At 66.9% G+C, this 16,659-nt stretch carries 19 protein-coding genes; 10 read left to right on the top strand and 9 right to left on the bottom strand.

The window, feature by feature from the left end; all coding sequences use genetic code 11:
• Window positions 1-52: 52 nt before the first annotated feature.
• The gene (locus tag ACFDS3_RS01790; RefSeq protein ID WP_375260623.1) at window positions 53-1,138 is read right to left on the bottom strand and encodes a porin; all 1,086 of its coding nucleotides are present in this window, start codon (window positions 1,136-1,138) and stop codon (window positions 53-55) included.
• Window positions 1,139-1,358: 220 nt separating this feature from the next.
• Window positions 1,359-1,622, bottom strand: a complete 264-nt coding sequence (locus ACFDS3_RS01785; RefSeq protein ID WP_375260622.1) for a hypothetical protein — start codon at window positions 1,620-1,622, stop codon at window positions 1,359-1,361.
• 279 nt (window positions 1,623-1,901) lie between these two features.
• Here ACFDS3_RS01785 and ACFDS3_RS01780 point away from each other — a divergent pair, with 279 nt between their 5' ends.
• Window positions 1,902-2,369, top strand: a complete 468-nt coding sequence (locus tag ACFDS3_RS01780; protein WP_375260621.1) for a DUF3576 domain-containing protein — start codon at window positions 1,902-1,904, stop codon at window positions 2,367-2,369.
• A gap of 4 nt (window positions 2,370-2,373) precedes the next feature.
• On the opposite strand, the gene ACFDS3_RS01775 is transcribed toward ACFDS3_RS01780, so the two are convergent.
• Window positions 2,374-3,612, bottom strand: a complete 1,239-nt coding sequence (locus ACFDS3_RS01775) for a glycosyltransferase (protein WP_375260620.1) — start codon at window positions 3,610-3,612, stop codon at window positions 2,374-2,376.
• Between the two features lie 129 nt (window positions 3,613-3,741).
• Between ACFDS3_RS01775 and leuS the strand changes: the two genes are divergently transcribed.
• The 6 genes from leuS to ACFDS3_RS01745 all read left to right on the top strand — a co-directional run bounded on the left by leuS (window position 3,742) and on the right by ACFDS3_RS01745 (window position 9,703).
• Entirely contained in the window at window positions 3,742-6,294 is a 2,553-nt protein-coding gene (gene leuS / locus ACFDS3_RS01770) for a leucine--tRNA ligase (protein WP_375260619.1), read from the top strand.
• Window positions 6,281-6,826 carry an LPS assembly lipoprotein LptE gene (gene lptE / locus ACFDS3_RS01765; protein ID WP_375260618.1) on the top strand — a complete coding sequence of 182 codons (546 nt, stop codon included), beginning with the start codon at window positions 6,281-6,283 and terminating at the stop codon, window positions 6,824-6,826. The genes leuS and lptE overlap by 14 nt, the downstream gene beginning before the upstream one ends.
• Window positions 6,823-7,842 carry a DNA polymerase III subunit delta gene (gene holA / locus ACFDS3_RS01760; protein ID WP_375260617.1) on the top strand — a complete coding sequence of 340 codons (1,020 nt, stop codon included), beginning with the start codon at window positions 6,823-6,825 and terminating at the stop codon, window positions 7,840-7,842. The genes lptE and holA overlap by 4 nt, the downstream gene beginning before the upstream one ends.
• A 66-nt stretch (window positions 7,843-7,908) precedes the next feature.
• Complete coding sequence (locus ACFDS3_RS01755) at window positions 7,909-8,883, top strand: SDR family oxidoreductase (protein WP_375260616.1); 975 nt, start codon at window positions 7,909-7,911, stop codon at window positions 8,881-8,883.
• 51 nt (window positions 8,884-8,934) lie between these two features.
• Complete coding sequence (locus tag ACFDS3_RS01750) at window positions 8,935-9,213, top strand: hypothetical protein (RefSeq protein WP_375260615.1); 279 nt, start codon at window positions 8,935-8,937, stop codon at window positions 9,211-9,213.
• A 40-nt stretch (window positions 9,214-9,253) separates the two neighbouring features.
• On the top strand, window positions 9,254-9,703 hold the full coding sequence (locus ACFDS3_RS01745; RefSeq protein WP_375260614.1) for a DUF411 domain-containing protein: 450 nt from the start codon (window positions 9,254-9,256) through the stop codon (window positions 9,701-9,703).
• A gap of 58 nt (window positions 9,704-9,761) precedes the next feature.
• On the opposite strand, the gene ACFDS3_RS01740 is transcribed toward ACFDS3_RS01745, so the two are convergent.
• The 4 genes from ACFDS3_RS01740 to fghA all read right to left on the bottom strand — a co-directional run bounded on the left by ACFDS3_RS01740 (window position 9,762) and on the right by fghA (window position 12,785).
• Window positions 9,762-10,628 carry an SDR family oxidoreductase gene (locus ACFDS3_RS01740; RefSeq protein WP_375260613.1) on the bottom strand — a complete coding sequence of 289 codons (867 nt, stop codon included), beginning with the start codon at window positions 10,626-10,628 and terminating at the stop codon, window positions 9,762-9,764.
• Window positions 10,629-10,855: 227 nt separating this feature from the next.
• Window positions 10,856-11,482: an HAD family hydrolase gene (locus ACFDS3_RS01735; protein ID WP_375260612.1), complete on the bottom strand. Its 627-nt coding sequence runs from the start codon at window positions 11,480-11,482 to the stop codon at window positions 10,856-10,858.
• Between the two features lie 3 nt (window positions 11,483-11,485).
• On the bottom strand, window positions 11,486-11,929 hold the full coding sequence (locus tag ACFDS3_RS01730; RefSeq protein WP_375260611.1) for a YaiI/YqxD family protein: 444 nt from the start codon (window positions 11,927-11,929) through the stop codon (window positions 11,486-11,488).
• Between the two features lie 22 nt (window positions 11,930-11,951).
• Window positions 11,952-12,785 carry an S-formylglutathione hydrolase gene (fghA, locus tag ACFDS3_RS01725; RefSeq protein ID WP_375260610.1) on the bottom strand — a complete coding sequence of 278 codons (834 nt, stop codon included), beginning with the start codon at window positions 12,783-12,785 and terminating at the stop codon, window positions 11,952-11,954.
• A 171-nt stretch (window positions 12,786-12,956) separates the two neighbouring features.
• On the opposite strand from fghA, the gene ACFDS3_RS01720 reads away from it, so the two are divergent.
• Together ACFDS3_RS01720 and ACFDS3_RS01715 are read left to right on the top strand one after the other, a co-directional pair.
• On the top strand, window positions 12,957-13,097 hold the full coding sequence (locus ACFDS3_RS01720; protein WP_375260609.1) for a hypothetical protein: 141 nt from the start codon (window positions 12,957-12,959) through the stop codon (window positions 13,095-13,097).
• Window positions 13,098-13,205: 108 nt separating this feature from the next.
• Window positions 13,206-13,820 (top strand): TetR/AcrR family transcriptional regulator, encoded by a 615-nt coding sequence (locus tag ACFDS3_RS01715; protein WP_375260608.1) that lies wholly within the window; start codon window positions 13,206-13,208, stop codon window positions 13,818-13,820.
• 9 nt (window positions 13,821-13,829) lie between these two features.
• On the opposite strand, the gene ACFDS3_RS01710 is transcribed toward ACFDS3_RS01715, so the two are convergent.
• Window positions 13,830-14,549, bottom strand: a complete 720-nt coding sequence (locus tag ACFDS3_RS01710; RefSeq protein WP_375260607.1) for an NYN domain-containing protein — start codon at window positions 14,547-14,549, stop codon at window positions 13,830-13,832.
• A gap of 129 nt (window positions 14,550-14,678) precedes the next feature.
• Here ACFDS3_RS01710 and ACFDS3_RS01705 point away from each other — a divergent pair, with 129 nt between their 5' ends.
• Window positions 14,679-14,954, top strand: coding sequence for an I78 family peptidase inhibitor (locus ACFDS3_RS01705; RefSeq protein ID WP_375260606.1), 276 nt, complete (start codon window positions 14,679-14,681; stop codon window positions 14,952-14,954).
• Window positions 14,955-14,967: 13 nt separating this feature from the next.
• Here the strand turns inward: ACFDS3_RS01705 and ACFDS3_RS01700 are convergent, their stop codons facing one another.
• Window positions 14,968-16,605 (bottom strand): DNA polymerase Y family protein, encoded by a 1,638-nt coding sequence (locus ACFDS3_RS01700; protein ID WP_375260605.1) that lies wholly within the window; start codon window positions 16,603-16,605, stop codon window positions 14,968-14,970.
• Window positions 16,606-16,659 lie beyond the last annotated feature (54 nt).

The raw sequence follows: 16,659 nt of genomic DNA, 5'->3' as shown, positions 1-16,659 counted from the left end.
GAAAAGGGCGGCTCCGAAGAGCCGCCCGATCCTTGCATCCGATCCGGTTGGATCAGAAGGACATCGCGATGCCGAACGAGTAGGTCGAGTAGTCTTCGTCGCCGTCCACATCGTTGTTGCCGTAGCCGGCCTGCAGCTCGGCCCCGCCGCCCAGATCGTAGTTCGCAACGATGCCATAGCCTTCAGCATCTGCTGCGCCTTCGTCGTCGGCGTCGAACGTGCCGTAGTTGGCAGCGATCAGGAACGCGCCGAACTCGTAGCCGAGAGCCACGCCGTAGTGGTCAGCATCGCCGCCCAGGTCATCATCGTAGTGCGAGTAGTTGAAGATACCCTGGAAGCCGTTGTCCATCTTGGCCGAGAGGCTCAGACCAGCGACCGAAGCGTCGGCGCTGTCGACAAGGTCGTCGTCGTCGGCAACGTCCGCACCGCCCTGGTAACCGACGCCGGCACCGAACGCGACACCGGCGAACTCACCGGAGTAGCGAGCACCGATGCCGAGGACCGGGTCATCGCCCTCGCCATCGTCGTCGTCGTCGATTTCAGCCGAAGCCGCGACAGCGAAGTCGCCGAAAGCGTACTCGTACCGGGCGATCTGGCCGTCATAGGTGCCGTCGAGGCCCGAGTTGCCATTGTAGCCGGCATGTTCGTGGTCGTCACGGAGCGAACCACCGATGATGGCTTCTTCCAGCGCCCAGTCGAAGCCGCCGTCGGTGTCGCCCATGGTCAGGCGGCCGTAGGCGCCGTCCACGAAGATCACGATGCCGCCGTCGTCGGAGTCATCGTCCGTCGCGGGGAAGACAGTGCGGCCGGTGCTCGTGCCGGTGCCGGTGATGAAGCCGTCGTCGTTCCGGTCCAGAACGATGTCGGTCTCGACAGTGTTGTCGTTGATCACATCGTCCAGGTCGACTTCGGCGCCGAACGTCAGGCCGGCGTCGGTTTCACCAGCCATGGTGAAGATGACGTCGATATCCGTGTGGAACTGGAGGTCCGCATCTTCGATATCGTCGGACTCATCGTTGAACAGGTCTTCGCTGGCGCCGAACACACCCATCTCGGCCGTACCCGAGACGTTCACCTCAGCGAAGGCGAAGGTCGTCGAGGCGACCAGAGCCGTGGAGGCTAGCAGAAACTTTTCCATGGTATCCCTCATGATCTCTTTTCAGCCCCAAGGGTGGTCACCTCGTGGGCACAAGCGTGGAATGACGCTTTTCCCCCTTTGCCTCAAGCAAGCGTGGAGGGCGGGTGTCATCAGGGCGCAGATTGGTGCAGCCTTGCCACACCGCATTCTGGTCCGGCTGAACGGAAAAAGGGCCGCCTCGGAAAGGCGGCCCTTGATCCTGCCGAGGCAGATGTCGCGATCAGTCTTGGATCAGGGCTTCGATCTTCTGGCACTTGTCCTGATTGCTGTCGGCCGAGTTCGACTGAATGATGATGCCCGAGACTTGCGCCAGGGTCAGGTTCATCAGATCTTCTTCTTCGAGGCTGGCCTGGCAATCGGCCAGCGCGTTCTCGAGACGCTGCTGCATCATGCTCATGCCTTCGTCTTCGGCCATGTGCTGCTCGGCGAAAGCAGCGGGAGCGGCAACGAGGGCAGCGGCGGCGAGGGTGGCGATACGCTTCATAAGTCTTCCTTTCGTTTCGACTGTCTAATTGTCGTGGCCCAATCGGGCCGGATACTCGCACGGTTCGGGCAGATACCGCCCTAGCAGGCGGCACCCTGCAAACTCGCAATTTGGTGGTGACGAGATCGCCGTCCACAAAACAGCGAAGGATCGCGTCGATCTTTCCCGTTTCTCAAATCGCTTGCAGGCTCAACTTAGCATCCGGGATTTGGTTCCTTGCCCGCGAGCGGCGCCTCGGATACTCAACAGGCACGTTCACGCCAGGAGGGATACGGACCCATGCGCGCACCCACGACGATCCGCCTTGCCGGTACGGCCTGCCTGCTCGCCGTCCTTTCCGCCTGCGCGGATCGTGAGGCCAATCTCGCGCAGCGGGAGCTTCTGGATCGCAACGTCGAAGAGCGCGAGTCGGTCTTCGACCTGTTCCTGAATGTCGACGACCCCAACCAGACGGTCGAGGTGAACAAGTACATCTGGCGCGCCTCGCAGGAGGTTCTGGATTTCCTCCCGCTCGAGACGGCCGACCCGTTCACCGGCGTGATGTCCTACGGCTACGGTCGCCCGCCAGGAGGCGGGCAGGCCTACCGCGCCACCGTCTACGTGCAGGATCCGGCGCTGGAGGCGCGGTCGCTCAACGTGGCGCTGGCCACGCAGAGCGGCCCCGTCAACGCCGCCACCGCGCAGGCGGTCGAGAATGCGATCCTGACCCGCGCCCGGCAGCTGCGTCAGGCCGAAGAGGGGCTCTGACTCCTCACCCTCTCGCCAGCGCGTCGATCCAGCGAAACTGCGCCGGCAGGCAGACGCGCTGCAGGTCGTATCTCTGCACCACCGCCTGCCGTGCCGCCTGACCCAGCGCCGCCCGCGCCTCGGGATCATCGAGAAGGCGATCCACAAGCGCGACCATCCGCTGCCCGTCGAAGAAGTCGAACAGCAGACCGGTCTCGCCATCCCGGATCGCCTCGCGCACCGGAGAGGTATCGCTCCCCACGATGGCGCAACCTGCGCTCATCGCTTCGATCAGCGACCAGCTGAGCACGAACGGATACGTCAGGTAGACGTGCACGCGACTCACCTGCAGGAGGCGCGTGAAGGCCTCGCGTTCGATCCGCCCGGTGAAATGGACCCGCGCCCAATCGGCTTCGGGGATGCGGCCCTTCACCTCTTCCACCAGCACCTGTTTCCAGCTGCCCCCACCCTCGGGAGGTGCGCCATAGCTGACCCCGTCCTCACCCACGATCACCACCCGCGCCCTGGGGCGAGCGCGCAGAAGATCCGGCAGCGCGCGCATGAAGACGTGGAAGCCGCGGTAGGGCTCCAGGTTGCGATTCACGAAGGTGACGATCTCTTCGCCTGGGCGGAACGTGCCGTGGCCGGGCAAGGTCAGCTCGGCTTGGGCATCGGGGCAGATGACATCCGTGTCGATGCCGTCGAACAGGACCGAGATCTTCTGCCGCAGCTCGGGCGGGTGCATGTCCGCCTGCCAATGCGTGGGGGAAATCCCGGCATCCGCCGCTTCCAGTTGCAGGCGCATGGCGAGGTTCTTCATGTCGACACGCGCGCCACGGCCAAGCTCTCCGCGGCCTTCGAATTCGGGATCGAAGCCGATGTCGGCCCCTGCGGCCCGATAGAAGAACTCGGCGAAGACGCCGATACGGGCGTCGGGCCAGACATGGCGCAGGAACAACGCCTCGCCCCAGCCTGAATGCGCGACGATCACGTCCGGGGTCAGCCCCCGCGCCTTCAGCGCCTCGCAGGCCCGGAACACGGTCGCGCCGCGATCTACTGCGCGATCGAGGGTGCTCGACCACGGGTGCGACTTGCGGTCGTGGGGCGGTTCATAGCGGTAGGCGATGACCTCGACCCCGCGCCAGCGGGTGCTTTCCTTGAAGCGGCTCGTCAGGGCGATGACACGGTGCCCGGCGGCGGCAAGCGCGGGGGCGAGGTGCGCGAACTGGCCGGGAAAGTTCTGGTGCAGGAACAGGATGACCATGCGCACTCTCGTCGTAACCGCGGGCTGAATGCCGCAGAATTGCAGCGATGGCAAAGGGCGCGGGCTGGACCCGCCCCGGCGCGGCACCTATCAAGGCGCGCGACGCAAAACACCTCGGACAGGACGCCCATGGCCCGCTACGACGCCGCCCAGATCGAACAGAAATGGCAGAAGGCCTGGAACGAGGCCGGCTGCTTCACCGCCCGCCGCGACGATACCAAGCCGAAATACTACGTGCTCGAGATGTTCCCCTATCCGTCGGGGAACCTGCATATCGGCCACGTGCGCAACTACACGATGGGCGACGTGGTCGCGCGCTACAAGATGTCGACGGGCCACGCGGTCCTGCACCCGATGGGCTGGGACGCCTTCGGCCTTCCGGCAGAGAACGCCGCGATGGAGCGCAAGGTTCATCCCGGCGACTGGACCTACCAGAACATCGCCAACATGAAGGCGCAGTTCGCGCGCCTCGGCCTGACGCTGGACTGGAGCCGCGAATTCGCCACCTGCGACCTTGAATATTACGGCCAGCAGCAGGCGATGTTCATCGACTTCCTGGAAAAGGGCCTCGTCTATCGCAAGAACGCGGTGGTGAACTGGGACCCGATAGACATGACCGTGCTCGCCAACGAGCAGGTCGAGGACGGGCGCGGCTGGCGATCCGGTGCGTTGGTCGAACGGCGCGAGTTGACGCAGTGGTTCTTCAAGATCTCGGACTATGCCGAGGATCTGCTGGACGCGCTCGACCGGCTGGAGAACTGGCCCGACAAGGTCCGCACGATGCAGAAGAACTGGATCGGGCGGTCGCGCGGCCTGCAATTCGCCTTCGATCTGGCCGGTCGTGACGACAAGGTCGAGGTCTATACCACCCGCCCCGACACCCTGCTGGGCGCCAGCTTCGTCGGCATCTCGCCCGACCACCCGCTGGCGCGGGAACTGGAAGCGAGCAATCCCGACCTCGCCGCCTTCAACGCCGAGTGCCGTAAGATGGGCACCGCCGAGGAAGAGCTGGAGAAGGCCGAGAAGCGCGGCTTCGACACTGGGCTGAAGGCGACTCACCCGCTCGACCCGTCGTTGGAGCTGCCGGTCTACGTCGCCAACTTCATCCTGATGGATTACGGCACCGGCGCGATCTTCGGCTGCCCGGCCCATGACCAGCGCGACCTGGATTTCGCCCGCAAGTACGACCTGCCGGTGAAGTCGACCTTCGTGCCCATGAACGGCCCCCACACCGCGCCCGAGGACCAGGGCGAGCCCTTCGTCCCGCCCAAAACCGAGGTCGTGCGCTACACCCGTATTGTCGCCGGTGCCGCCGAGGAGACTGGCGAGGCGGCCATCGACGCCGCCATCGACCGCGCCGAGTCCGAGGGCTGGGGCCAGGGCGTGACCAAGTTCCGCCTGCGCGACTGGGGCCTGTCGCGCCAGCGCTACTGGGGCTGCCCGATCCCCGTCATCCACTGCGACACCTGCGGCGTGGTGCCCGAGAAGAAGGAAAACCTGCCCGTCGAACTGCCCCGCGACGTGGATTTCGACACGCCGGGCAACCCGCTCGACCGGCACCCGACCTGGCGCGACGTCTCCTGCCCGCAATGCGGTGCGGCGGCGAAGCGCGAGACGGACACCATGGACACCTTCGTCGATTCGTCCTGGTACTACGCCCGCTTCACCTCACCCGGAGCGACCACGCCCACCGACGCGGCCGAGGCCGACTACTGGATGAATGTCGACCAGTATATCGGCGGGGTCGAGCACGCGATCCTGCACCTGCTCTACTCGCGCTTCTTCGCCCGCGCGATGCACGCCTGCGGCCATCTGCCCGCCTCGGCGATCGAGCCGTTCGACGCACTGTTCACCCAAGGCATGGTGACGCACGAGATCTACCAGACCGAGGACGCCTCGGGCCGCAAGACCTACTACCTGCCGTCCGAGGTCGACCTGCGCGACGGAGGCGCCTTCCTGCAGGACGGGACGCAGGTGCAGGTCATCCCATCGGCCAAGATGTCCAAGTCCAAGCGCAACGTGGTCGACCCGGTCGAGATCATCGACCGCTTCGGCGCCGACACCGCGCGCTGGTTCGTCCTGTCCGATTCGCCCCCGGAGCGCGACGTGGAATGGACCGAAGCCGGGGCCGAGGCGGCGTCGAAGCACCTCGCCCGGGTCTGGCGGATCGCGGAGGGTGCGCGCGATGCGCCCGAGACCGGGGGCGATGACGAGACCCTGCTGCGCGAGATGCACAAGGCCATCCACGACGTTACGGTGAACATCGAGAGCTTTGGCTTCAACGCCGCAATCGCGCGCCTCTACGCCTTCGCCAATACGCTGTCGAAGTCACAGGCTGGTCGCAAGGCGCAAGTGAAGGCCGCGCGCACCCTTGCGCAGCTCATGGCGCCGATGACCCCGCACCTCAGTGAGGAACTCTGGCGGATGCTGGGCGGCGAGGGGTTGGTGACCACGGCGAAATGGCCTCAGGCCGATCCGGCGATGCTGGTCGAGGACGAGGTCACCATGCCGATCCAGGTGAACGGCAAGCGCCGTGACGAGATCCGCGTCGCCAAGGACGCGCCGAAGGAACAGGTCGAGGCCCTCGCGCTGGCCAGCGATGCCGTGCAACGCCAGCTTGCCGGTGCTACACCCAAGAAGGTGATCCTGGTGCCGGGGAAGATCGTGAATGTCGTCGTCTAGGGCAGACTGGACGCGTCGGGGCCTCGTCGCAGCCCTCGCCGCCCTTCCCGCCTGCGGGTTCCGCCCGGTCTATGGCCCAGGCGGCCCGGCGGCTGGGCTGACCGGCGAAATCATCGTGGACGAGCCGGTCGACGAGGCCGGTTACGCGCTATTCACCCGGCTCGTGGATCGCCTCGGGCAGCCGGCCTCTCCGCGCTACCGGCTGGCGGCGGACGTGCGAATCTCGACCCGGAATCTCGGGCGGACCAACGACAACGCGGTCGCCCGTCGGCAACTGGTCGGGACCGTCACCTACAGCCTGATCGACCTCGAGACGGAAAGCGTCCTGCGCCGCCACACCCTGGCGAGCTTCACGGGCTACAGCTCTCCCCTTATCGACGATGACATCACGCCCGAACCGGGCGAGCCATATGTCGGCAGCTACTACTCGGTCAGCGAGGCACGGCGCGACGCGGGCGAGCGGCTGATGACCATTCTTGCCGACAAGATCGTCGCAGACCTTCTGGCCACCTCGCCCGCCTGGCGCACATGAAGCTGTCGGCCCGCGACGCCAATTCCTGGATCGCCAAGCCGCCGGACGCGAGCCCCGCGACGCTGATCTACGGTGAGGACGGGATGCGCGTGGCGCTGAAGCGGCAGGACCTCGTGCGCAACATCGCCGGTCCGAATGCCGATGACGAGATGCGCCTGACCCGCATCTCCGGGTCCGATCTGCGCAAGGACAAGTCGCTGCTGACCGACGCGCTGAAGGCGCAGGGTTTTTTTCCCGGGCCTCGGGTCGCGCTGCTCGAAGATGCCAATCAGCACAATGCCGATCAGATCACGGCTGCGCTTCTGGACTGGCAGCCGGGCGACGCGCACATGGTCGTCATCTGCGGGTCACTGAAGCCCACCTCGCCCATCCGCAAGACCTTCGAGAAGCACCCGACCGCCGGCTGCATCGCCGTCTACGACAATCCGCCCGACCGGGGCGAAATCGACGCCTGGATTACCGAGGCCGGTCTGACGCTCGATCGCGACGCCGCCGCTGCGATTCACGCGATGGCGCAGGACCTTGCCCCCGGCGATCTCAGGCAGGTGATCGCGAAGATCGCACTCTACAAGCATGGCGACGACAGCCCGCTGACCCCGGACGAGGTCGCCGCCTGCGCCCCCGCCTCGACCGAAGCCGACCTCGACGACGTGCTGAACGCCGCAGCCGACGGACGCACGGCCGCGATCGGGCCGATCCTGTCCCGGCTCGAGGCGCAGGGCGCACAGCCGGTGGCGCTTGCCATCGCGGCCATGCGGCACTGGCGAACCCTTCACGCGGTGGCCGCCGATCCGGGGGGGCCGGGCTCGGGAATCGGCAAGCTGCGCCCGCCGGTCTATGGCCCGCGCCGCGATGCGATACAGCGGCAGGCCACGCGCATCGGCCTGCACCGGCTGGAAGAGGCGATTCAGATCCTGACCGATACCGACCTGACCCTACGATCCACCGCGAAGGCCCCGCAGATGGCGTTGATGGAGCGGGCGCTGATCCGCCTGTCGATGATGGCGCGGCGCTAGCCCCGCGCGGGGAACAGGTTTTGGCCCGGGTCGTTGGTCGCCGAACCCCAGCGCCGGAGGCCCCCCATGTCCCAGAAAACAGCGATCGTGCTCGGCGGTTCTGCCGGCGTCGGACATGCCGTGGTCGAGGCCCTGATCGACCGGGGCTACCGCGTCGGCGTCATCGCGCGCGGGCAGGATCGGCTTGACGCGATGGAGACGCATCTTGGGGACCACGTTGCCACCGCCGCAGCCGATGTGGGCGACGCCCGCGCGCTCGAACGGGCGGTCGACAGCCTCGTAAGCACGCTCGGACGGCCGGACGTGTGGATCAATTCGGCGATGCTGACCAGCTATTCCCGGTTCGAGGACGTCCCCCCGGACGAGTTCAACAAGATCGTCGAGACGACCCTGCTGGGACAGGTGAACGGCACCCGGCTGGCGCTGCGGTACATGAAGCGCGGCAACATCGTTCACATCGGCTCGGCGCTCGCGTACCAGTCGCTGCCGTTCCAGGCGGCCTATTGCACCTCGAAGCACGGGATCAACGGCTTCGTCTCGGCTCTGCGGGCCGAGCTTCTGCGCGAACGGCGCCCGATCTCGCTGTCGATCGTCCAGCTTCCCGCGGTGAACACGCCGCAGTTCGACTGGGCGCTAAACCGGCTGGGCAAGAAGCCCCAGCCGGCCCCACCCATCCTTGATCCGAGCGCCGCGGCGCAAGCCGTGCTGCAGGCCGTCGACACCGACGCGCGCGAAATCCTCGTGGGTAAATCGGTGTTCGCGCTGATCTTCGGCAGCTTCGTGGCGCCCGGCTGGCTGGACCGAAAGCTGGCCAAGGACGGCGCCGAGGCCCAGAAGAGCGCCGAGGCCGAGCCTGGCGGACGCGAGAACAACATGTTTGCCCCCGTGACCTACCCCGCCTCGTCACGCGGCCGATTCGATGATCGCACGAGGCACGACGCCGTCGCCATCGACGGCGACAAGGCGCGTTACATCGCCTTCGGCGGCCTTGCCGTGACTAGCTTTGCGGCCGGGCTGCTGCTGCGCAAGCTCTTCGACTGACAGAAGCGTGCATTGCGGCGCGGACGGGGCGGGGCTAGCCTAGCTCTCGTCATGCGCATGCTCGTCCTGATCCTCGCCCTGATGCTGGCGTCCTTCGCCGCCGTTGCGGCGCCGGTCGAGCATCAAGCGTCTGTCGAGGCCGCGTCGAGCCATTGCTGCGACACCGGCCATCATTCCACGGCAGGATGCGTCGCGCTCTGCGCCCTCGTCCCCGCGCCGGCGAGCTTTCCCGAGGAAACTCCGCGACGCCTCCGGCATCCCCTGCCCGGTGACGTGGCCTTCACCGCCACCATCGTGTCTGGCACTCTCGACCCGCCCCGTTTCGGCTGACTCCACTCCGAAACGACACAGAACGATCGAGAGAGACATCATGCAGAAATTTTCCCGCATCGGCGCGTTCGCCGTCGCGCTCGCCTTCGCCGCACCCGCCATCGCCGAAGAAGGGACCACGCTCCATGTCACCAAGACGCCGACCTGCGGCTGTTGCGCGGCGTGGGTGGACCTTGCCCGCGAAGAAGGGTTCGAGGTCGAGGTGACAGAGACCCGCGACTATGTCGGCATGAAGCGCGCGGCCGGCGTCCCCGCGGACCTGTGGTCCTGCCACACCGCCGAGATCGAGGGCTACACGGTCGAGGGCCACGTGCCCTTCGCCGCACTCCGCAAGCTGCTGGACGAGCGTCCCCAAATCGACGGACTCTCGGTTCCCGGCATGCCCGCCGGCTCGCCCGGCATGGGCGACGATCCCGAGGCCAAGTTCGACGTGATCGCCTTCGGCGGCGCGGCCGGCGAGGGCGAGGTGTTCCACGAAGCCGGACGCTAGGCCGCCCGCCATAACGTGCCCGGCCGATCCTGAGAGGGTCGGCCGGGCACTTCGTTTCTCAGGCCCCGACGATCTTCCCGCCGTTCGGGTGCAGCGTCTGGCCGGTGAAATAGCTGCCATCCGGCCCCGCCAGGAACAGGTAGGCGGTCGCGATCTCCCACGGCTGGCCGGCCCGGCCCAAGGGGGCGTCCTTGCCGAAATCCTCGACCATCTCGGGCGGCATCGAACCGGGGATGAACGGCGTCCAGACGGGCCCCGGCGCCACCGCGTTCACACGGATTCCGCGATCGGCAAGCGCCATCGCGATGGAGCGCGAGAAGGCAAGTTCGGCGCCCTTCGTGGTGGAGTAGCCGACGAGGTGGTCGTTGCCCTTGAAGGCGTTGACGCTCGTGGTGTTCACGATCGTCGCACCCTCCTTGAGGTGCTTCAGCGCCGCCTGCGTGACATGGAAATAGCTCTTCACGTTCGAGCGGAGCATGTCGTCCAGCCGCTCTTCGGAGAGCTCTTCGTCGATCGGCCAGTCCAGGTATTGCTGCGACGCGTTGTTCACCACGATGTCGAGCTTGCCGTAATGCGCAACGGTGTCCTCGACCACCTTGGCGGCATGGGCCTTGTCACCGAGGTCGCCCTCGAAGGTCAGGCATTCCGAGCCTTCGTCCTCGACGATCTTCTTCGTGTCCTCGGCATCACGGCTTTCCTCGCGATAGGCGATGGCGATTTTCGCGCCCTCGCGGGCGAACAGGGCCGCCACGGCGCGGCCGATGCCCGAGTCGCCGCCGGTGACCAACGCGACCTTGCCGTCGAGCTTGCCGACGCCGGGAAAGCGCGGCTTCCAGTCAGGGGCGGGGTCCATCTCGTACTCGCGGCCCGGCATGGTGTCCTGAGTCTGCGGCTTGATCTTCGGGTCGCTGACGATGTCGCTCATGGTCTGTCCTTTCACTGGTGACGTGCGGTCACGGCAACCGAAGCGCGTTCTGGCGCGGCGGTCTTTCGTCTCCGGAACGTCTGGACGCCCGACGGGTTGCGCGGTGAAGGCCCGTCAGCGGAAAATGGAGGAGGTGAGCCCAGCAGCCGTATCGCCGGCGGGCCTGAAGGTCCGCTGTCTCTCCACTCGAGCGGCCACTTGGCGGGCTCTGCCCGCGCAAGGTTGGATCAACCGGCTTTGGCCTCTGCGGGGCTCAGCAGCCCCTCTTGCACGAGGCGCTGCCGCAGACCCGCGGGGCCATCGAACAGGTGCGTCTGCCAGCCCCGCGCCTCTGCCGCGCGGAGGTTCTTGGCCTTGTCGTCGATGAACAGGATGCGTCCCGGTGCGGCGCCGGTGTCACGTTCGAGCGCTGCATAGATCTCGGGGGCGGGTTTCACCACGCGCAACTCGCCCGAGACAATCATTCCGTCGAACTCTGTCAGCGCCGGCCAGAGCGCCTGCGCATGATCCAGCGTCTCGCGCCCGAAATTGGTCAGCGCCCAGACCGGGATGCCCTTGGATCTCAGCGCGCGCAGGAGCGACACGCTTTCGGGGATCAGCGGACCGGCCATCTTGTCCCAGTGGTCGCGCCAACTCAGCACGTCCTTGTGCCAGCGGCCGTGCTTCCACGCGGTATCCTCGACCGTCTGGTGCCAAGGCTCGCCCGCGTCGATTCGCAGGTTCATCTCGTGCAAGGGAACCTCGCGGAACAGCCGCACCCGCGCCACGCGTCCCATCGCCTTGTCGTAGTACCCCTCGGGGTCCCACTCCAGAAGGACGCGCCCGATGTCGAACACCACCAGATCGACCGCCATTGCCTACCCTTTCGCCTGCCTGACGACGCGCTCCAGCGCGTCGCGGAACCGCGCCCGGTCGGCTTTTCCGAAAGGCTTGCCGCCGCCCTGCCGGAACGGGTCCGCCGCACGCAGGTCGGCCATCAGGTCGCGGGACGCAAGGGCGGCGCCGACATTCCTTTCGGTAAGGACCTCGCCGTTCGGCTTGATCACGCGGGCCCCTGCCGAAACGGCACGGGCGGCAAGCGGGATGTCGCCGGTCACGACGACGTCGCCCGCCGCGCAACGGTCGGCGATCCATATGTCCGCCTCGTCCGCGCCCTGATCGACATAGACCATCTCGACCAGGGGGTTGGACGAGGGCCGCAGCCCCCCGTTGGACACCATCGCCACGGGCAGGTCGTGCCGCGTGGCGACAGCCTCGATCTCGGCCTTCACAGGGCAGGCGTCGGCATCGACGTAAATCAACGGCGGGCCTCCGGTGCGGCGATCACCCGTAAAGCGCCTCGGCGTGGAAGCGCACGTGATCCTCGATAAAGCTCGAGACGAAGAAGTAGCTGTGGTCGTAGCCCGGCTGCAGGCGGAAGGCGCCCTGCTGCTTGCGGTCGGTCATGGCGCCGGCCAGCGCGCCGGGCTTCAGCTTGTCCCAGAACTGGTCCGCGGTCCCGGCATCCACCAGCACCGGTCCGTCGAAACCGCGCTCGCGCATCACCTCGCTGGCGTCGTGCGGCCGCCACGCCTCGCGGTCTTCCCCAAGGTAGAGCCCCAGCTGGCGCGTGCCCCAGTCGCTGTCCATGGTCCGGCACATCGGCGAAAACGCCGAGACGCTCGTGAAGCGGTTGGTCCCAAGCCCCATGCCGATGGTCAGTGCGCCGTGCCCGCCCATCGAGTGGCCGGTGATCGCCTGCCGGTCGAGATCCACCGCAAACTCCCGCGCAACGAGCTGCGGCAGCTCCTCGGTGACGTAGTCCCACATGCGGAAGTGCTTCGCCCAAGGGTCCTGTGTGGCGTTCACGTAGTAGGACGCGCCCTGCCCCATGTCGAAGCTGTCATCGTCGGCAACGCCCTCACCGCGGGGGGACGTGTCGGGAAAGCAGATGGCGATCCCGTATTCCGACGCAAATTGCTGCGCGCCGGCCTTCGTCATCGCATTTTCGTGGGTGCAGGTCAGGCCAGAGAGGTACCACAGGATCGGCACAGAACCGTACTTCGCCTCTTCGGGCAGGTAGAGCCCGAAGGTCATGTCGGTCCCGGTGGCATCGCTCGCATGGGTGTAGACCCCCTGCACGCCGCCAAAGCTCACGTTTTCCGATTTCGTTTCCATGCCGTCCCTCCTGTGGTGTCCAGAGCCATAACAAAGGCCACCCGCAGGCGCGGTCAACGCGTTGGATTACCCCGCGGCGAAAATAAACCGACCGGTTCAGTTTTTCCTTGATCAGCACCAGAGCGCCTCTTAACTAAACGATACGGTTCAGTTCATAATGAGGAGTCTCTCATGACCTTCACCTTCATCAAGGGCGCCATACTGGCCGGCGCTCTCGGCGCCCCGCGTGCCCATGCCGCACCGGAGATCACCCAACATTTGGAGGCCGAACCACCTGCGATCGTTCTGACCGTCCCCGCGGACGGGGATTGATCCAGACCGCTGCGGCGCCCATCTGACTCCTGTCGGGGCGGCGGATCGTTGCCGCCCCAGACCTTTACCGCCTAAAGTGTCCGGGCGGTTGTCATCAGGGGTGTCAGCATGAATGTCGAAGCGCAGGTCAAGAAGGGTCGCAAATACGACCAGGTTCTCGAAGGCGCGCGCGAAGTGTTCATGTCGGACGGGTTCGAGGGCGCCTCGGTCGACAGCATCGCCAAGCGCGCCGGCGTCTCGAAGGCCACGCTCTACAGCTACTTCTCGGACAAGCGCCTTCTCTTCGTCGAGGTCGCTTCGGCCGAATGCCGGCGCCAGGCAGCAGAGGCGGTCGAGCACCTGGATTTCTCGCGCCCGCCGCGCGAAGTGCTCACCACTGCCGGCGCTGCGCTGATGGACTTCATGTTTTCGGAAACCGGGCAGCAGGTATTTCGCATCTCGGTCGCCGAATGCGAGCGCTTCCCCGAGATTGGCCGTGCCTTCTGGGAGAGCGGCCCCGGAATGCTCGAGAACCTGCTGACGCGCTATTTCGACCTCGCCATCGCGCGGGGCGAGCTTGTCATCGACGACAAGTCTCTTGCAGCGCACCAGTTCGCCGAACTGTGCAAGGCAGAAGTGTTTCCGCGCCTCTGCCTGCGCATCCAGCCCGATTTTACCGCCGCCGAGCGCACCCGCGTCCTCGAAGGCGCGGTCGAGACGTGGCTGGCCCGCTACGGCACCTGACAGCGCGGCTCAGTCCACCCGGCGCAGGTGAAGCTGGTTGCCGATCTTCTTTGTCTCGAACCGCTTCAATTCCGATACCAGGTCGCTCAGCTTGCGCTTGCCGTAGGTGCGCGTGTCGAAATCAGGATGCTCGGCGGTGATGTACTGGCCGATCTGGCCCAGCGCATACCATTCGTCGTCCTGCTCGATCCTGTCCATCGCCTGAAGGATCAGCGGCACCGCCTCGATCGGCGCGACCTTGCCCGCGGGTGCGCGGCCTGAATCCGCCTGAACGGGCTGGACCGGCTCGTCCACGATGTTCTCGATCAGGATGAACCGGTTGCAGACGTTGCGCAGGGCCTCGGGCGCCTTGCCCTCGCCGATGCCGATGACGTCCAGGCCGTTCTCGCGCACGCGGTTGGCCAATGCCGTGAAGTCGCTGTCGGAACTGACCAGCACGAAGCCGTCGAAGCGGCCGGTATGCAGGATGTCCATCGCGTCGATCACGAGGCCGATATCGCTGGCGTTCTTGCCGACGGTGTTCGCCGTTTCCTGGTGCGCCACGAGGCCGAGGTCGCGGACCTTCTGGCTCCAGTTCGACAGGCGCCCCGATGACCAGTCGCCATAGACCCGGCGCAGCGCGGGCTCGCCGAACTTGGTGATCTCCTTCAGGATCGGGTCGGCGTATTTCGCCGGAATGTTGTCGGCGTCGATCAGGACGGCATAGAGCGGTCGGTTGCGCTCGGGCATGGACACCTCTGGGATCACGAAACGGTCGCCTCAGCCGTGATCGAAGCGGGGGACCTTGTCAAATCGCCCTTTCCTCGGACGCGACTCGGCACATCTTGCGGGGCGTCCGACCCAAACCCGGTGCGTGCCATGCTCCGCCCTGTCACTTTCTTCACCTGCCTCGCGCTTCTTGCCGCGTGCCAGACGACTTCCGCGCCGCCGACGGAGCGGGGCGATTGCGAGGCCACCGCGCAGCGCCTGCAAAGTTCGATGCTGGGTGTCCCCGTGAGCGAGATCGACGGCTCCGGCCCCGGCGGGCGCCGCGTGATCGGACCGGACACCGCGGTGACAATGGACCACGTCCCCGCGCGCCTGAACCTCGAGACCGATGAAAACGGGCGCCTGACCCGCGCCTATTGCGGCTGAACAGAGGCGGCCATCAGACGAAGGCGCCGTGGCAGAACCACCCCGCTGACAGCCCGGCGCCGTGGGCAAAGTACATCCACAGCCGCTCTCCGTTCGCGCAGGTCACGCACCAGTAGTCCCGCACGCCCGTCCGCCAGGCCGGGTCGTCCAGCCACCATTCGGGGGCGATGCGCTCGGGTCCCTCTGCACTGACGGCCGCCATGTCCCGGTTTCTCCAGCGGAACTGCGCGGGGGGCTTGGGGCGCTCCGGAGCCGCGACGGCTTCGGGCGACCAGATCAGGTGCGGTCGGGCCATCTGCGGCGCCGACCAGCCCGTCGCGGGCTCGGACCAGGCGGCGGCGAGGATCTGCACCTCCTTCTCGGGAATGTGGCTGTCCGAGGGCGCCAGCCGGGTGATCCGCTCGAGCCCCACGCGCGCGCCGAGCCGCCCCATCAGATCGTCCAGCGGCGTGCCGGTCAGCCGCGCCTCGGCATCACTTGCGGCTTCGACATGGCCGCGATGCTGGTGGACCTCCACGGGCTCGGTCTCGGTCGCGACCAGACGCACCATGTCGATGCCGAAGCCCGCCTCGATCTCGGCCACCTTCATCGCCAGGAGCTGCCGCAGCCGCTCCGGCTCGGACGAGGGGCGCGCCAGTCCCGCTTCGACCGCCCCGGTCGTGTGGTCGGCCCGGTGGCATTCCAGCCGGACCCGCCGCGCCCCGCGCCCCCTGCGCCGCAGCCTCTCGCACAGCACAGGCAACAGGCGATCCACCGCCGCCAGGACGTCCGCCTCAAGGCCGATCGGCTCGGGCAGGCTCATCCGGGCGGCAAAGCGCATCTCGGGCAGACCGGGCGAAACCGGCTCGGGCGCGAGGCCAAGCGCCTGGTCCAGCCGGAACACCAGGTGCTGGCCGAACCGCCGGGCCAGAGCCGCACGGGGCTGGTTCGCAAGGTCCTCGACGCGCCGGAGGCCCAGGCGGCCAAGTTCGGCGACCAATTCACCGTCAAGCCTGAGCCCTGCCACGGGCAGCGGCGCAATGGCGGTCCGCGTCCCTCCCGGCATGGCAATCCGCCCGCGGGGCGCGATCTTCGGTGCTACCTCGACACCGCCGGTCCGACGTTTCGCAGCTCGCGAGCGGGTGGCCGGGGCCTCCTGGTCTATCGCGTCGCCGGACCGCCCCGCCTCTGCCCCGCGGCCGGCATATCGTGCGAGTGCCCAGGCCGCGCCGACCGTATCGGCAAGCCCCGCCTGCACCGTCAGGCCCTGGGCCGCGCAATCCTCCTCGATTCGCGCCAGAAGGGCCGCCTCACCCCCGAAAAGATGCGCGCAGCCCGTCAGATCCGCGAGGAGGCCCGTCGGCGGCTCTTCGGCGATCCAAGGGCTGAACTTGCCCAGCCAGCGCGCGAGCGCCGACAGGAATGCGGCCTCGGCCTCGAGCGCCTCCCACTTCGTCACGAGGTCCGGGCACAGTGCACGGGCATCCCTGAGCCCCTGCCCCACCCGCAGGCCGGCCGCCGCAGCTGCGGGGCTGACGCTGACAACCACTTGCGCGCCGCCGCGATCCGCGGCGACGGCCAAGGGCACCCCGGAGGGAATGGTCCCGCGGCGCAGCAGCCGTTCCGCCCCCAGATGCGGGAACGACAGCGAAAGTATCCGTCGATGATCCATGAGCGTCCCGTGGCAGCAGGATGTTCACGTTAAGTTCCACCCCAGCTAGAGCCG

The organism is Palleronia sp. (assembly GCF_042089775.1).
Classification (GTDB): domain Bacteria; phylum Pseudomonadota; class Alphaproteobacteria; order Rhodobacterales; family Rhodobacteraceae; genus Palleronia.
This window is presented reverse-complemented; position numbering and strand designations above follow the sequence as displayed.

Bases quoted from the DNA above. Each gene is read 5' to 3' on its own strand.
- ACFDS3_RS01750 (WP_375260615.1), top strand. From the start codon at position 8,935: ATGCGCATGCTCGTCCTGATCCTCGCCCTGATGCTGGCGTCCTTCGCC.
- ACFDS3_RS01710 (WP_375260607.1), bottom strand. From the start codon at position 14,549: ATGCCCGAGCGCAACCGACCGCTCTATGCCGTCCTGATCGACGCCGAC.
- ACFDS3_RS01735 (WP_375260612.1), bottom strand. From the start codon at position 11,482: ATGGCGGTCGATCTGGTGGTGTTCGACATCGGGCGCGTCCTTCTGGAG.
- ACFDS3_RS01775 (WP_375260620.1), bottom strand. From the start codon at position 3,612: ATGGTCATCCTGTTCCTGCACCAGAACTTTCCCGGCCAGTTCGCGCAC.
- ACFDS3_RS01705 (WP_375260606.1), top strand. From the start codon at position 14,679: ATGCTCCGCCCTGTCACTTTCTTCACCTGCCTCGCGCTTCTTGCCGCG.
- ACFDS3_RS01740 (WP_375260613.1), bottom strand. From the start codon at position 10,628: ATGAGCGACATCGTCAGCGACCCGAAGATCAAGCCGCAGACTCAGGAC.
- ACFDS3_RS01715 (WP_375260608.1), top strand. From the start codon at position 13,206: ATGAATGTCGAAGCGCAGGTCAAGAAGGGTCGCAAATACGACCAGGTT.
- ACFDS3_RS01720 (WP_375260609.1), top strand. From the start codon at position 12,957: ATGACCTTCACCTTCATCAAGGGCGCCATACTGGCCGGCGCTCTCGGC.
- leuS (WP_375260619.1), top strand. From the start codon at position 3,742: ATGGCCCGCTACGACGCCGCCCAGATCGAACAGAAATGGCAGAAGGCC.
- ACFDS3_RS01790 (WP_375260623.1), bottom strand. From the start codon at position 1,138: ATGGAAAAGTTTCTGCTAGCCTCCACGGCTCTGGTCGCCTCGACGACC.
- lptE (WP_375260618.1), top strand. From the start codon at position 6,281: ATGTCGTCGTCTAGGGCAGACTGGACGCGTCGGGGCCTCGTCGCAGCC.
- ACFDS3_RS01780 (WP_375260621.1), top strand. From the start codon at position 1,902: ATGCGCGCACCCACGACGATCCGCCTTGCCGGTACGGCCTGCCTGCTC.
- ACFDS3_RS01755 (WP_375260616.1), top strand. From the start codon at position 7,909: ATGTCCCAGAAAACAGCGATCGTGCTCGGCGGTTCTGCCGGCGTCGGA.
- holA (WP_375260617.1), top strand. From the start codon at position 6,823: ATGAAGCTGTCGGCCCGCGACGCCAATTCCTGGATCGCCAAGCCGCCG.
- ACFDS3_RS01785 (WP_375260622.1), bottom strand. From the start codon at position 1,622: ATGAAGCGTATCGCCACCCTCGCCGCCGCTGCCCTCGTTGCCGCTCCC.
- ACFDS3_RS01745 (WP_375260614.1), top strand. From the start codon at position 9,254: ATGCAGAAATTTTCCCGCATCGGCGCGTTCGCCGTCGCGCTCGCCTTC.
- fghA (WP_375260610.1), bottom strand. From the start codon at position 12,785: ATGGAAACGAAATCGGAAAACGTGAGCTTTGGCGGCGTGCAGGGGGTC.
- ACFDS3_RS01700 (WP_375260605.1), bottom strand. From the start codon at position 16,605: ATGGATCATCGACGGATACTTTCGCTGTCGTTCCCGCATCTGGGGGCG.